Annotated in this window: 13 protein-coding genes and 1 pseudogene; 5 read left to right on the top strand and 9 right to left on the bottom strand. The window is 63.8% G+C overall.

What is annotated here, in order from left to right; all coding sequences use genetic code 11:
• Positions 1-19 precede the first annotated feature (19 nt).
• Both infC and Q4F19_RS16350 read right to left on the bottom strand, forming a co-directional pair.
• Entirely contained in the window at positions 20-559 is a 540-nt protein-coding gene (gene infC / locus Q4F19_RS16355; protein WP_303544714.1) for a translation initiation factor IF-3, read from the bottom strand.
• 75 nt (positions 560-634) lie between these two features.
• Positions 635-1,156, bottom strand: a complete 522-nt coding sequence (locus tag Q4F19_RS16350) for an ankyrin repeat domain-containing protein (RefSeq protein WP_303544711.1) — start codon at positions 1,154-1,156, stop codon at positions 635-637.
• A gap of 127 nt (positions 1,157-1,283) precedes the next feature.
• Between Q4F19_RS16350 and Q4F19_RS16345 the strand changes: the two genes are divergently transcribed.
• Positions 1,284-1,814: a PEPxxWA-CTERM sorting domain-containing protein gene (locus Q4F19_RS16345; RefSeq protein WP_303544708.1), complete on the top strand. Its 531-nt coding sequence runs from the start codon at positions 1,284-1,286 to the stop codon at positions 1,812-1,814.
• 6 nt (positions 1,815-1,820) lie between these two features.
• On the opposite strand, the gene Q4F19_RS16340 is transcribed toward Q4F19_RS16345, so the two are convergent.
• From Q4F19_RS16340 to Q4F19_RS16315, 6 genes are all read right to left on the bottom strand, one after another.
• The gene (locus Q4F19_RS16340) at positions 1,821-2,192 is read right to left on the bottom strand and encodes a putative quinol monooxygenase (protein ID WP_431312415.1); all 372 of its coding nucleotides are present in this window, start codon (positions 2,190-2,192) and stop codon (positions 1,821-1,823) included.
• Positions 2,189-4,183, bottom strand: coding sequence for a threonine--tRNA ligase (thrS, locus tag Q4F19_RS16335; protein ID WP_303544705.1), 1,995 nt, complete (start codon positions 4,181-4,183; stop codon positions 2,189-2,191). Before thrS ends, Q4F19_RS16340 begins: the two co-directional genes overlap by 4 nt.
• Positions 4,184-4,255: 72 nt before the next feature.
• Positions 4,256-5,281 carry a hypothetical protein gene (locus Q4F19_RS16330; RefSeq protein WP_303544703.1) on the bottom strand — a complete coding sequence of 342 codons (1,026 nt, stop codon included), beginning with the start codon at positions 5,279-5,281 and terminating at the stop codon, positions 4,256-4,258.
• Positions 5,272-6,048, bottom strand: coding sequence for a glycosyltransferase family 2 protein (locus tag Q4F19_RS16325; RefSeq protein ID WP_303544700.1), 777 nt, complete (start codon positions 6,046-6,048; stop codon positions 5,272-5,274). Before Q4F19_RS16325 ends, Q4F19_RS16330 begins: the two co-directional genes overlap by 10 nt.
• A gap of 133 nt (positions 6,049-6,181) precedes the next feature.
• Positions 6,182-6,733 (bottom strand): recombinase family protein, encoded by a 552-nt coding sequence (locus tag Q4F19_RS16320; protein WP_303544697.1) that lies wholly within the window; start codon positions 6,731-6,733, stop codon positions 6,182-6,184.
• A gap of 354 nt (positions 6,734-7,087) precedes the next feature.
• A complete protein-coding gene (locus tag Q4F19_RS16315) occupies positions 7,088-7,303 on the bottom strand; it encodes a hypothetical protein (protein ID WP_303544695.1) in 216 nt (71 codons plus the stop codon).
• 49 nt (positions 7,304-7,352) lie between these two features.
• On the opposite strand from Q4F19_RS16315, the gene Q4F19_RS16310 reads away from it, so the two are divergent.
• The 3 genes from Q4F19_RS16310 (at position 7,353) to Q4F19_RS16300 (ending at position 9,943) form a co-directional block, all read left to right on the top strand.
• The gene (locus Q4F19_RS16310; protein ID WP_303544693.1) at positions 7,353-7,787 is read left to right on the top strand and encodes a hypothetical protein; all 435 of its coding nucleotides are present in this window, start codon (positions 7,353-7,355) and stop codon (positions 7,785-7,787) included.
• Between the two features lie 268 nt (positions 7,788-8,055).
• Positions 8,056-9,291 (top strand): hypothetical protein, encoded by a 1,236-nt coding sequence (locus tag Q4F19_RS16305; protein WP_303544691.1) that lies wholly within the window; start codon positions 8,056-8,058, stop codon positions 9,289-9,291.
• Entirely contained in the window at positions 9,275-9,943 is a 669-nt protein-coding gene (locus tag Q4F19_RS16300) for a hypothetical protein (RefSeq protein ID WP_303544686.1), read from the top strand. The genes Q4F19_RS16305 and Q4F19_RS16300 overlap by 17 nt, the downstream gene beginning before the upstream one ends.
• Before the next feature lie 268 nt (positions 9,944-10,211).
• Here the strand turns inward: Q4F19_RS16300 and Q4F19_RS16295 are convergent.
• Positions 10,212-10,725, bottom strand: a pseudogene (locus Q4F19_RS16295) (SOS response-associated peptidase family protein); the annotation flags it as partial.
• A gap of 160 nt (positions 10,726-10,885) precedes the next feature.
• Here Q4F19_RS16295 and Q4F19_RS16290 point away from each other — a divergent pair.
• Entirely contained in the window at positions 10,886-14,290 is a 3,405-nt protein-coding gene (locus tag Q4F19_RS16290; RefSeq protein ID WP_303544681.1) for a class I SAM-dependent DNA methyltransferase, read from the top strand.

Here is a 14,290-nt window from a genome sequence, read left to right as displayed (position 1 = left end):
AACGGCCGGCCCGAACGCCTTACTTGGGCGCGATCACCATCAGCATCTGCCGGCCTTCCATGCGCGGATGCTGTTCGACCTTGGCGACCTCGGCGACGTCTTGCTGGACGCGCTGGAGCACCTGCATGCCGAGTTGGCCGTGCGCCATCTCGCGACCACGGAAGCGCAGGGTGCATTTCACCTTGTCGCCTTCCTCGATGAACTCGAAGATTTTCTTCATCTTCGTGTCATAATCATGGTCGTCGATGTTCGGACGCATCTTGATCTCCTTGATCTCCTGCGTCTTCTGGCTCTTGCGGGCGAGGTTGGCCTTCTTCTGGGTCTCGTACTTGAACTTGCCGACGTCCAGGAACTTGGCGACCGGCGGATCGGCATTGGGCGAGACTTCGACGAGATCTAGGCCGATCTCGTTCGCCTGCGCCATCGCTTCGCGCGTGTACATCACGCCCAGATTCTCGCCATTCTCGTCGATCACGCGAACCTTCTGGCTCGAGATGAACTCGTTATAGCGGGGGCCGTTCATCGGCATCGGCTGCTGGCCGAGCGGACGACGCATCATGGGCGGTGGTATAACGCTTTCTCCTGTCGCGGCTGGATGCCGCACCGCGCCGATATAGCGAAGCGAGCGGCTTTTTTAAAGGCGGGCTGCGTCGACGCCCGCAGACTCTGCGAAGCGCGCCGCCAGCGCGTCATTTCCCTGCGCTTCGGCGAGCGACGCGAGCGTGTTGCCCGCGGCGTCGCGGCCGTGCGGATCCGCGCCGGCCGCGATCAGCAGATCGAGGATCTCTGTCCGGTTGAACAGCACCGCCATCATCATCGCATTCTGGCCCGCGCCGTTGCGGTAATCGACGTTCGCGCCGCCCGCGATCAGCGTCCGCGCGATCGCCGCATAGCCCTTGAACGCCACGCCCATCAGCGCGCTGTTGCCCGTCTCGCTATCGGGCCGCGCGCCCTCGGCCAGCAGCAAAGCGGTCGTGCTTTCCTGGCCGTTGTAACTGGCGAGGATCAGCGGCGAATGGTTACGCGCGTCGAGCCCCTCGATGTCCGCACCCGCGCGCAACAGCGCCGGGATGACGTCGTCGCGCCCCATGCGCGCGGCATCGAACAGCAATTCCTGGAGGCGCTCGGGGCTCGGCAGAGGCGGGAGATCATTCATATCGTTGAGATGCCTCCGTGGCGCGCAAAGTTCCTTCCACATCTTTCCGGTATGTTACCGGACTGTTAAGCGTCTTTGTCGAACCGCTCTTATCCCAAGAGAGCGGGTTCAACAGGGAGTAGCTTTCGTGACCATCCGCGCCATCGCCGCCGCACTTTTGCTCGTTCTGTGCGCCGCGCCATCTTCCGCCGCGAGCTTTCTGCTCAATTACACGACATTTGCGGACGGCGTGAACGCGCCCGTGTCGGTCTCGGCCGCGATCGAGGCGGATGCCGATCCCTATTTTGCCAATGGCTATCTCGTCACGGCGATCAGCGGCACGCGTGGCGGCATCGCGATCGACGGCTTCACCGATTTTTCCGAAGTCTATGTTCCGACCGTGCCTGATTACGGCTTCCAGAGCTACGTCGACAGCTTCGGGCTGACCTTCACTGCGGGCGGCGTCGGCTACACCCTCTACCGTGATTCCAGCGATACGAGCTTCTATCACGAATTCGCCGACAATGGCTTCGGACGGCTGATCCTGCCCGCATCGCTCACGCTGGCGGCGGCCCCGGCCGGCTCAGTTCCCGAATCCGCGACATGGGCGATGATGCTGCTCGGCTTCGGTACGATCGGCGCCGCGCTGCGTCGCCAGCGTCACGCGGCGACCGCCTGACGGCGATTATCGAGCGGCCGTCGCCGCATCGCCGAGCGGCTTCGTCTCGATGCTCTGGCCGAAGCCGGCGATGAGCGGCCGGCCCTTGGCGATCGCGGCGCGGACCGCAGGCAGCGAGAGCGAGGCGTCATGGCTCGCCTTGCTGTCCCACGTCTCGGTGATCCACAGCGCGTCGAGATCCTTGGCATCCTCGGCGATGAGATAGCCGAGGCAGCCCGGCATCTTGGCCGTGCCCGCCAGCAGGATCGCTGCCAGCTCGGCGCGCTTGCCCGGCACCGCCTTCATCTGGCCAATCAGCCCATAATGCGTCGGCGCGGGCTGGGCGGTCGCGGCGCCGGCGAGCATCGCGAGCGCGAGGAAAGCCGCGCCGCGCGTCATGCCATCAGGTCCGGTGGCGTCGCCTCGCCCGTCAGCAGGCGGATCGCCTCGTCGAGGCTCAGGATCTGCTGGCCCTCGCTGCCGAGCCGGCGGATCGCGACCGTGCCTTCCTCGGCCTCGCGCCGGCCGACGACGAGCAAAGCCGGCACGCGCGCGAGGCTATGCTCGCGTACCTTGTAGTTGATCTTCTCGTTGCGCAGATCGCCCTCGACGCGCAGCCCCGCCGCACGCAGCTTCGCGATCGCCGCATGGGCATAATCGTCCGCATCGGAGACGATCGTCGCCACCACCGCCTGCACGGGCGACAGCCACATCGGCATTCGCCCGGCATGGTGCTCGATCAAAATCCCCAGGAAGCGCTCGAACGTCCCGAGGATCGCGCGGTGGAGCATGATCGGCCGGTGGCGTGCGCCATCCTCGCCGATGAAGCTCGCGTCGAGCCGCTCGGGCAGGACCGTGTCGGTCTGTAGCGTGCCGCACTGCCACGTCCGCCCGATCGCGTCGGTCAGGTGGAATTCCAGCTTCGGCGCGTAGAAGGCGCCCTCGCCAGGAAGCTCTTCCCAGCCGAACGCCTCGGTCGCGCGGCCCGTCGCCGCGACCGCATCGCGCAACGACTGCTCGGCCCAGTCCCACATCTCTTCGGAGCCGAAGCGCTTGTCGGGGCGCAGCGCCAGCTTGATCTGGTAGCTCTCGAAACCGAGATCCTTGTAGACCGTGTCGAGCAGGTCGCAGAACGCCACGACCTCGCCGACGAGCTGGTCGGGCGTCACGAAGATATGCGCGTCGTCCTGCGTGAACTGGCGCACGCGCATCAGCCCGTGGAGCGCGCCATGCGCCTCGTTGCGGTGGCAGCAGCCGAATTCCGCCATCCGGATCGGCAGGTCGCGATAGGATTTGATGCCCTGCTTGAAGATCAGGATATGCGCGGGGCAGTTCATCGGCTTGAGCGCCATCAGGTCGCCCGTTCCCGAGAGGATTGCGCCCTCGTCCTCGGTATTGGGCACCTCGTCGGGCACGACGAACATATTCTCGCGATATTTGCCCCAATGGCCGCTCTGCTCCCACTGGCGCGCATCCATCAGCTGCGGCGTCTTCACCTCGCGATAGTCGGCCGCGTCCAGCCGGCGGCGCATATAGGCCTCCAGCGCGCGCCACATCACATAGCCCTTGGGGTGCCAGAAGACCGAGCCCTGCGCCTCGCTCTGGAGGTGGAACAGGTCCATCTCTTGGCCGATCCGGCGATGGTCGCGCTTGGCGGCCTCCTCCAGCCGCGTCAGATGCGCGTCGAGCTGCTTCTTGTTGAGCCAGCCCGTCCCGTAGATGCGGGACAGCATCGCGTTCTTCTGGTCGCCGCGCCAATACGCGCCGGAGACGCGCGTCAGCTTGAAAGCGTTCGGATCGAGCTTGCCCGTGGAGGCCATATGCGGCCCGCGGCACATGTCGAGGAACTCGCCCGCGCGATACACGGTGATCTCGTCGCCGTCGGGAAGTCCGGCCGCCCATTCGGCCTTGAACGTCTCGCCCTGCCGCTTCCAAAGCGCGATCAGATCGTCGCGATCCCAGACTTCGCGGATCAGCTTCTCGTCCTTGCCGATGATGCGCCGCATCTCGGCCTCGATCGCCGGCAGGTCCTCCTCGGTGAAGGCGCGGTCCTTCGGCGCGAAATCATAATAGAAGCCGTCGTCGGTCGAAGGCCCGAACGTGATCTGCGTTCCCGGAAACAGATGCTGCACGGCCTCCGCCAGCACATGCGCATAATCGTGGCGCGCCAGCTCCAGCGCATCCGCTTCGTCGCGCGCGGTGACGAGCGCAAGGCTCGCATCGCTTTCCAGCGGACGCATGATATCGCGCAGCTCGCCGTCGACGCGCGCCGCGATCGCCGCCTTGGCGAGGCCCGGCCCGATCGACGCGGCGATCTCCGCCGGGGTGGTGCCAGCCGCGACTTCGCGGACGGAGCCATCGGGCAGGCTGATCTTCAGCATCGCGGACATGGGAATACTCGATGTTTGCAGGGAGGGAGCGCTCTGGCGCGCGTCACGCATATAGGCAAGCGCCGCTCCCGCTCAAAGGTCGGCGGCGAGCGTAACGGCCACGCCCGATCCCGGCCGCGCGTCGCCCGCGACGCGGAAGCGTCCCTCGATCGCGAGGCTCAGCGTGTGATCGGCCACCGGCAGGCGCATCGCCGCGCGCGGCCCCGCGTCGATCCGGCTCGCGCCCGGCTGCGCCGCGCTCCACAGCCCTGCGCCGATCCCCGCTTCGCCTTGGCCGAGCCGCATCGCGCGTTCGATCCGGAGCGCGCCGTCGGCGAACAGATCGCGCGCATGCACCCCGACCACGCCCGCCTGCGCATACCCATCGAAGCGCAGCGCGCCCGGCAGCGCGCGATAGAATCCCCCGGCGGCATAACCCGACCATGCCCGCCGCCCCGCCGGATCCAGCCTCTGCCGCCGCTCGATCGAGACGCGCAGCGGCACGCCGGGCGCCGGCCGCCAGTCGATCCCCAGCGCCGCTTCCGCCCCTTTGCCGTTGAGCGGCGCATAGAATCGCGCCGCCGCTGCGATGCGTCCGGCCGGATCGATCGGCACCGCGATCCGCGCCGCCGCCTGGCTCCCGCCGAGCGCGCTTCCCGACGCCAGCGCCTGTCCGCTGCCGGGGCGGACGAAAAGATAGGCTTGCGCCTCGATCCGGCGCGGGGACGAGGCTGGAGCGGGTGCAGGGGGGAAAGGGCTATCGACGAGGGGCGGCGAGCTGGCCTGCGCCGATGGCTGCGCGAGCGCTTCGGCCGGCATCGGGCTGGCGTCGGTCAGGCGCAAGAGGGCCGGCAGCGTGCGATGCGTCGCCACAGGCCGGACGAATGCACGCTCGCCCTGGTCCAGCCGAATCGTTGGCGCCGTATCACCCGGAAACCGGCCCCCCGCCTGCGTCGGGATCCGTTCCGCAATCTCGGAAACCTGTCTGACCGGGGGCGCTCCTGGTCGCGAGAGCCGTCCCCCATCCGCACCCATCGGCAACAGCAGCATCGCGCGCGCCGCGATCCACGCGCCGAGCACGCTCGCGAGGAAGCGCGCCTGGCGCCCCTTCAATCGCACCGCGCGCTGTCCGGGAAGCGGTGCCGGGTCTTGTCCCAGATAGGGGTCTCGCCGGGTGTGTAGCGCCAGACCGCGCGTCTCGCGGCGACCATCTCGATCATGTTGCCGATAAATACCCGCGGTACCGCGAACAGGCCCTCGCGCCAGCCATAAGCGCGCGCGACGAGCAGCCCCCGGATCAGCAGCCGCCACGCGAGCAGGCCGGTCGTGATCCGGAAGGCGGTCGCCACGCCCGGCGGCCAGTCCGGCTCCGCGCCGGTCGCCCAGCCGAGCAGGATCAAGGCGGGCGTGACATAGGCCGCCGCCAGCACGAGCGCGGCGATCGGCGCGCGCCGATCGCGCAGGCGCATCCAGCGCTCGGTGACGCCGCCGTCCCAGCGCAGCCGGTCCCAGCCGGCGAGCGCGATGCCGATGATCCAGCGCGTCTTCTGGCGGACCGCCTCCTCGAACGTCTCGGGGAAATGCGCGCGCACCGCCACGGGGGCTTCGCCCGGAGCGCTGGGGATCGCGACGAACGCGCCGCGCCCGCCCAGCGCGCGGACGCGCAGCCCCAGCTCATAATCCTCGGTCAGGCAGTCGGCCGCGAAGGGCAGTCCGCCCCGCTCGTCGGCGATTCGCGCCATCATCGCGCGCGACACTGCGCAGCCGACCCCGGCCGAGGGCACTGCCGCCCCGATCGCCTCGCGCAGGCCCAGATTCTTCTGGTGCGATTCCTTGAATGGTGCGTTAGCGTAGTACCTATTCGGGTTCCAGGTCGGGCAATCCACGGCCAGCCGTGTGTACGTGAAGAGCGGCCGAAGCCACGGGGCCTGTGGATGGGCAAAGCCGAATTGACTCCGCCAGACAGGCTCGACCCGGATGGAGGACTTGCGCCCGGCTTAGGACTTCTCTCTTTGTGGGTCAGGGCGTCGCTGTGGACAGAACTCGATACACGCTCGCGCGCCCGACACCGATCTGCTTCGCGATCTCGGTCGCACCGATGCCCTGATCGCGCAGCGATCGTATGAGCGCGGCGTCGATGCTGGGTTTGCGCCCCCGATAGACGCCATTAGCCTTTGCGCGGTCGATGCCCTCGCGCTGACGCTCTCGACGGATGTCGGTCTCGAACTCAGCAATGGAGGCGAGCATTCCCAGTAGCAGCTTGCCCGTGCTGCTGGCCGTATCCATGCCTCCTTGCTGCAGGCAACGAAACTCGACCTTCTTCGCGCTGAGGCGAGCGACGATCGAATGCAGGTCAACGGCTGATCGCGCGAGGCGATCGAGACGCGTGACCATCAGCACATCCCCTTCACGCACAAAATCGAGCGCATCTGCGAGCGCAGAGCGTCCGGTAACGCTGGAACCACTCCGCTTCTCAGCGAAAACCTTCTCACATCCAGCCTCCTGCAGTGCCTCCTCCTGAACGTCGAGGGACTGTCCGCTGGAACTAACCCTCGCATAACCCACCAACATCAGCGCCCTCGTCTCGTTCGGTTCTAGATGATGTCACCATACGTCTCGGAAATGGACTTTCAACCCTAAAGAGACGACCCGGCCGCATGGCAAGCATCTCAACGTTTTGCCTCGGAAAGGTATACTTCAACGAGGCGACGAATGCTCGGATGAGATCAGTCTCGGCGGACCGGCTTGCCGATCTCATGCGGCCTGCGCTTGAGGTTCCTATCGAGCACAATTTCAAAGTGGCTTACCGGTTTGGGCAAGCACGTTTGGTACCCCACTTCGAGACAATCTTTTGACTGAATAGCTTGGCCACCAGCACGTCTCACCACCACTTGTCGCCATCACGTTGCGGCCTCGGTAGAATGCCTAACGCCTCGGCAGCAGAGACTGCGCATCGAACGGCGGCCGCTTCCCGTCTGCCTGGTCCGGCGCCTTGCTCGCGCTACCCTGCAGCCGATGCCCGGTCTCCACCGCGGCCTCGGGGGTGAATGAGATCATGATACCATCTGGTCCTTCAACGAGCACCTGGCCCGCCTCCGCGTCGACATCACTGGGCGTATCGTGCGACTTGTTTGGCTTCACTGGACCTCTCCTAACTTGCTGAAAACGAACGAGTGCTTGATCGGATGCGATGCCGACGGCGATCTGTTCGCCGGGCCGCAGCGAGCCTTTTGTGCGTGCCTTGCAAGCTGGAGTCTGGCCATGTCGAAGATCGAAGATCGAAGAACTGAACGCCAAGCCGGGCTTCAACGAAGAGTTGGAGGCCGTTGCGCGCGCCATCGCCGTAGCTGTCGCCGGGGCAAAACCGTCTGCCGTAAATGCCCAGGGGTCGATCGACATCGGGGTTACGCTGAGTGCGCTGATGCTGATTGCGGCGGGCATGATCGCCAGCGACATCAACCTGCAAACGCCTCGCGATGTTCGGCTCCAGAGCGAAGCGTTCGGCGCCATGCTGAAGGATATGGCGAAGGCGGATCGCGCTGCGGGCGATGCCGGTGAGCCCCGCTTTCTGGACCTGATCGGCGCGGGGATCGCACCTGGAAAGCATACGAAGGCGGTCAACTAAAAAGCCTGTGAGCAAGGCAGGGTTGCAGTGGGCGCCTTCTTCCTCGGTTCGGGTCGTCCATGGAACCGGTTACTCAACGTTGATCGCAATGCTCACCGGTCAAGAAAACTCGTTAAGTTTCACGGCATCGACGCGAGAAATGGGTTGCTTCTCTATCATTCGCCGGTCATCTTATAAGCTAGAGTAAAGTGTCAGTTGTTGGGAGACAACGACAATGCCGAAGGCACAAAGCGATGCGCGGCGACGTCTGGTTGCGTTCCTAAGTGCCATGCTTCTCTTCGCAATCGGTTGGTATGGCCTCTGGCGCTTGTCGATTGAGTATCCGCCACATTGGGCGACAGTAATTCCCTATAGCCAGCTGGCCGAGTCGCCACGGCTCGCGCTCGACAAAGCACTTGAGGCGATGGTGGATAAAAGTGGCCGCGTCGGTAGCGGGTCGCAGGCAGTTTTAGCCAAGTTCTTAACGATCGACGGTAAAGCGGTGACCTTGGTTGCAGCCGAAGCGCAATTTTACGATCGCTCGATCGAGCCGCACGATGTCTGGACAAAACGGGGCAAGGATTTGCTCCTCGTCAGTTCCGTAGACGAACGCATGTCCACGATGGGACGCTTGGCGGAAGCCCATTCGGCGGGCTGTGCGATCGCGCACGAACCCGACACGACTCAGGCTCTTGGAGAGGCTTCGATTGCCCCTTGCAGGGGGATTTATGGTAGCCGTTTCGGCGTCTCCAATCTTGCTCGCTTGTCCGTGATCGTTGATTCCAACCCCGGTTCGGAAAACCAGCCATGCTGGGTGAAATTTGGGATCTCCCTCTCGGAGAATGGCTATCAAGACTGTGTACGCACCGCGTTAGCTTCGAGCCTCGAGAGCCTCTTCCGTCAACTCGCAGACGGCCGGCATGTGACCAACGCCATTGTCTTTCCAGCAGTTGCGACCGGCGCAGGCGGCCTCAGCAAGGCTGCGTTTTATAAGGAGCTTGTTGAAAACGCGTTGGTCTCCGGCATTGGGCATGGCGGCCTTCCATCGATGACCTTGTACCTCCAGGTCGACCGGTACGATCGCCCAGAAGCTTGGCTGGAGACGCGTGTTGCTATTGCTGGGGCTGTGACGGCAGCGGTCTCGAAATGGGAAACGTCAGACCATCAAATTCCTTCGTCTGAGTGGCTGTCCCTTACAGGTGTTGCATTGGCCGGCGGCGTCATACTGTTGGCATACGCATCGGGTGTCGGCCGAATCCTGATCGCCGCGGGGCTCGGGAATGGCGTGGGCGCGACTCCACTCCTTCTGGTTGCGTGGCTTGCCGCGGCGGTAGGCATCGCCTCAACTTTCAAAGCATTTGTCAGCTTGCTGCCTACTTCTTACGGCCCATATGTTCAGATCGCCGCTGGAGCGGTGGCCGCAACACTGGCTGGCCCCCTCACCCGTGCCGCCGACAATATCAAAGATTCGCTGAAAGAAAGTCCCGATTCTAGCGAGGGAGATCCGCATGCGACTCCTGCTTAACTTGCTCCTCGCCATGATGATTATGCTTTCCGCTGCAGGTGCAGGGATTAGCCAACGGCCAGCTAACGTAGATCCGGTGACGTTCGTGGCGGATCAGTTTGCATGTGATCTCAAGATTGATGGTCGCCCGAGCGGACATATTACTCCCGGCCAACCGCTAACTGTAAGTCTACCTCGGAAGTTTGAATATCTTGTCGAGTGTGAGAGTCACGAGCTTCCCGTGAAGCTCTATGCACGTTATTATCTGACCGCACCGCGGAATGGGACCAGCGAGGCGCTGACACCTCAGGTTACCTTGTTGCCTGTCGCCGTCTTGCCAAATCTGATCAAAGCCTCGTCCGCACCTGGAATGGAAATGACGGCGATTTCGACGGCCCGCAGTGCCGGCTGCAAGCTATCGACCGGCTACCACGAGCAGCTGCAGGAAGGCACGCCGGCGGCACCTTCGGCGGTTCGGACGGTGACCGCCGGGTCTCGCGTGAAGCCGACCACTGCCGAACCTGTCCATTGTGGCGACACGAATCTCGTTGAATTACAGGGGCCGGGGTGGACGGCGTGGTTCCCAAACCGAGCATTTCAGTTCAGCTTTCGCGGGCGGCTAATATTTTTGTATGAACCCAGCCGAGATTTGTCGTGCTGCTGGATTGGATGAAGGGTCGTCCGCGAAGTGTTGGCTTGCGGGCCGACGTGTCTTGGCGAGATCGCCAGTAGCTTCAACTGCTTCGGCTAAGGATCGGGCACCCATTATCATGTGTTGGGCGGCACCTCACGATCGCTTGGAGCATGCCTGCGCTCGAGCTAGTCCCGAGACACAGTTGCTGTCATAGGTCGATCGCGCCGCCTCGGAACCGGCGCTCGGCGCTCATGATCTTTAAACTCGATCATTGCCATGGAAGCCGTACCTCATAGCATCGTTGAAGCTAAGGTCGCTCCCGCTCGCGTCGGAACTCCGGTCCGCGCACCGTCATGCGATCGGCGGGAAAGGGCTGCTGGAGCGCGATAACATCGTCATACGAGCCGGTCAGCCATCGCTCGTGATCCTCGCGCTCGAGGATCGTGATCATAGCCTTGGGATGGATCGGAGCAACGAGTCGTTCGAGTCACAGGTGATTATCGGGAAGCCTAGGCCATCCTTCACCGGCTGCCAGAACCCCGCCTCTGCGAACAGCGGCTGGTCCGTCACCTGAACCACATCTCGACCTTCACCGGCTTTTTGCCGTCAGCGAGGTCGTATGCGGCGGGCGTCCATTCGCAGAACTCGGTCAGCGGGATCAGGCAGCGGTTCTCCGGTCTCTCGGCGAGACGGCGCCATTGCGGGAGGCCCAGCTGCCGGACGTTAGTCATAGGCCACCTCGCCATGCCGCCGAGCACATCCCAGCTCATGATGTCGATGCCGATACCGCGATCGTTCTGGCGGACGACGTAGGCACGTGCACACTACCGAATGGGCGATCTCTATCGTGCGCTGTGATCGCCGGTCGGGCTGCAGTGCGATGGGACCGCTATTGGCGTCAGTACAAAATGGGAGAGTGCCTCTGACTGATATGCGAGCTCGCAGTTGCCCATGGCGGCAGTCTCTGGCTAGGTTCACTCGATGGGGGAAGACGCCGTACTCGAACGCTTCATCGCGCGCTGGCGTGCAAACGAGGGCGGCGCCGAACGCGCTAATTTCCCGCTGTTTTTAACCGAACTTTGCACACTGCTCGATCTACCGCAGCCCGAGCCTGCGGCGGCTACCCACCACCGCAACGACTATGTCTTCGAACGTGCGGTCACGTTCCGCGACGAAGCCGGCAAGTCCGGCCACGGCCGCATCGATCTCTACAAACGTGGCAGCTTCGTGCTCGAGGCCAAGCAGAGCCGCGAACCCGGCGGCGCCAAAGAAGTGACGCTCCCGCCCGAGCAGACCGCGCTCCCCGGCTTCATCTTGCCGCAGTTGCGCGGCCGCCGCAGCGCACAGCGCGGCTGGGACGTGCTAATGCGTAACGCCCGCGAGCAAGCCGAACAATATGCCCGTGCGCTGCCCACCGAGCACGGCTGGCCGCCGTTCATCCTGGTCGTCGATGTCGGCCACGCTATCGAGGTGTTTGCCGACTTCTCGGGGCAGGGAAAGAACTACCGCCAGTTTCCCGACCGCTCCGGCTTCCGCATCTACCTCGACGACCTTCGCAATCCCGTTATCCGCCAGCGGCTACGCGCAATCTGGCTGGATCCGCAGTCGCTTGATCCCGCCAAACATTCCGCGGCGGTCACACGCGACATCGCCAAGAGGCTCGCCAGCGTCAGCAAGCTCCTTGAGGAGCGCGGCTACCAGCCGGAGCCCGTGGCGCATTTCCTGATGCGTTGCCTTTTCACGATGTTTGCCGAGGACACGGGGTTGCTCGAGGCCGGAAGCTTCGCGGACGTGCTTTCCGACGCTCGCGCCAATCCCGAGAGCTTCGCGCCAATGCTTGAGGAGCTGTGGCAGAGCATGGACTTGGGCTTGGTTTCGACCGTTCTCCGTAGGAAGGTCCGCAAATTCAACGGCGGCCTGTTCGCCGAACGCACCGCAATCCCTCTCTACAAGGAAGAGATTGGCGAGCTCTACGAAGCCGCCAAGCACAATTGGACCGAGGTAGAGCCTGCGATTTTCGGCACATTGCTTGAGCAGGCGCTCGACAAAGTCGAACGCAAGCGGCTCGGTGCGCATTACACGCCGCGCGCTTATGTCGAGCGACTCGTGATCGCGACGATCATCGAGCCGCTGCAGCGGGAATGGGAAACTAAAGTCCTGGGGACCGTCGAGCGCGAGCGCACCGCCAACCCACAGGCCGCGATCCTTGCGGTCCACGATTTCCACGTCAGGCTGGCCGAAACCAAGGTACTCGATCCTGCCTGCGGTACCGGCAACTTCCTCTACGTCGCGCTTGAACTGATGAAGCGGCTCGAAGGCGACGTGCTCGAGGTGCTTGCCGATCTCGGCGGGCAGGAAGCGCTCGCGCTGGAGACCGCTACCGTCCACCCGCGCAACTTTCTCGGCCTCGAGCTCAATCCGCGCGCCGCCGCGATCGCCGAACTAGTGCTGTGGCTCGGCTATCTGCAATGGCAGATGCGCAACGGCGGCGAGATAGCGGATCCCGTACTCGAACGCTTGAGCAACATCACCGCGATGGATGCGGTGCTCAAGCACGATCCCGAGCGCCCGCGCGCCGACGGGAGCGGCATCGAACTCCCCAACCCGCGCCGCCCAGAATGGCCGCAGGCAGATTACATCGTTGGCAACCCACCCTTCATCGGCGGCAAGGACGTCCGCAGCCGGCTTGGCGAGTCCTATGCCGTCGCGTTGTGGAAGGCGAACCCGAAGATCAACAAGTCGGCCGATTTCGTGATGTATTGGTGGGACCGCGCCGCCGAACGGCTCACTGAGAAGGGTACCCGGCTCAAGCGCTTCGGTTTCGTGACGACCAATTCAATCACGCAGGAGTTCAGTCGACGAGTAATTGCGGCGCGGATGGATGCGAGAAAACCGATCAGTCTGGTGATGGCGATCCCGGATCACCCGTGGACTAAGGCTACCGCGGATGCGGCCGCGGTGCGGATCGCGATGACGGTTGCGGAGGCTGGGACGCGGAAGGGCGTGTTATACGAGGTCACACATGAAAGCGGGTTAAATAGCGATGCACCGCGTATCGAACTGCGAGATGCGGCAGACGAAATTCACGCTGATCTGACAGTAGGCTCCGATGTTACGCAGACTAAGGCTCTGCGGGCGAACAACTGGATTTGCTCGCCCGGCGTGAAGCTTCACGGTTCTGGCTTTATTGTGTCCCCCAAAGAGGCTGAGATGCTTGGATTCGGAAGGCGCGACGGCCTCAAGCAATACATCCGCCATTATCGCAACGGCCGCGATCTAATGGCCCGCTCGCGTAAACAAATGGTCATCGATCTGTTCGGCCTGAGCGAAGCCGAAGTTCGGCGGTCTTACCCGGAGATTTATCAGCACTTGTTGACCACGGTAAAAGTCGACCGTGACAAGCAAGCGATCAAGTCTCCCACCCCCGATGCCCAGGCGTATGCGAGCAGCTGGTGGATTTTCGGCAAGCCACGGACGGAACTGCGGCCGGCACTCGCAGGGCTGACCCGCTATATCGTAACTGTGGAAACCGCTAGACATCGCGTCTTTCAGTTTCTCAACGCTACCATTCTCGCCGACAACATGTTGATCTGCATTGCCAGCGATGATGCGTACCATATTGGATGTTTGGGGTCAAAATTCGATCTTGCGTGGACATCGGCGCAGGGTGGAACTCTTGAGGATCGGCCACGATACACGAAGAGCCAGTGCTTTGACCCATTTCCGTTCCCCGACGCCACACCGGGTCAGCGCACGGTCATCGGCGACCTCGCCGAGGAACTCGACGCGACCCGGAAGGACGTGCTCACCGAGCACGCCGACCTAACGCTCACTGGACTCTACAATCTGCGCGAAAAGCTGCTCCAGCACGGTCCGCTGACCGCGGCCGAGCAGGACCAGCGCCGCCGCGGCCGGATCGACATCCTCTCCGAGCTGCACGATCGCATCGATGCCGCGGTCGCCGATGCCTATGGTTGGCCGCGTGACCTGTCCGATGCCGAGATCGTCACCCGCCTCGTCGCGCTCAACGCCGAGCGCCATGCCGAGGAAAAAGCCGGCACGGTCCGCTGGCTGCGCCCCGATTATCAGATCGCCAAGGCAGGCCTCACCGCGCTGCCGACCGCCGCCAAGCCCGCGCAGATCGAGGCGCTACTGCCGGAGGCGAAGGCGAAGAAGCCCACCTTCCCGCGGGAAGCAATCGGCCAGACAGCCGCGGTCCTTGCCGACCTGCGTAGCGGTGCTGTGCTGACCAGCGCGGAGATCGCGCGGCGCTACGCGCAGGGGCTCAAAGTCGAGCCTCGAATAGCTGCCACGCTCGCCGCTCTCGTCAGGCTTGGGCATGTCGCCGCCGAACGAGAGCGCTACACGCTGCGCCGCGCTGCTTAA

Origin of the sequence: Sphingomonas natans, assembly GCF_030546695.1 — a bacterium.
Lineage (GTDB): Bacteria > Pseudomonadota > Alphaproteobacteria > Sphingomonadales > Sphingomonadaceae > Sphingomonas_I > Sphingomonas_I natans.
The sequence above is the reverse complement of the archived record's forward strand: the minus strand, read 5'-3'. Positions and strand labels throughout refer to the sequence as shown.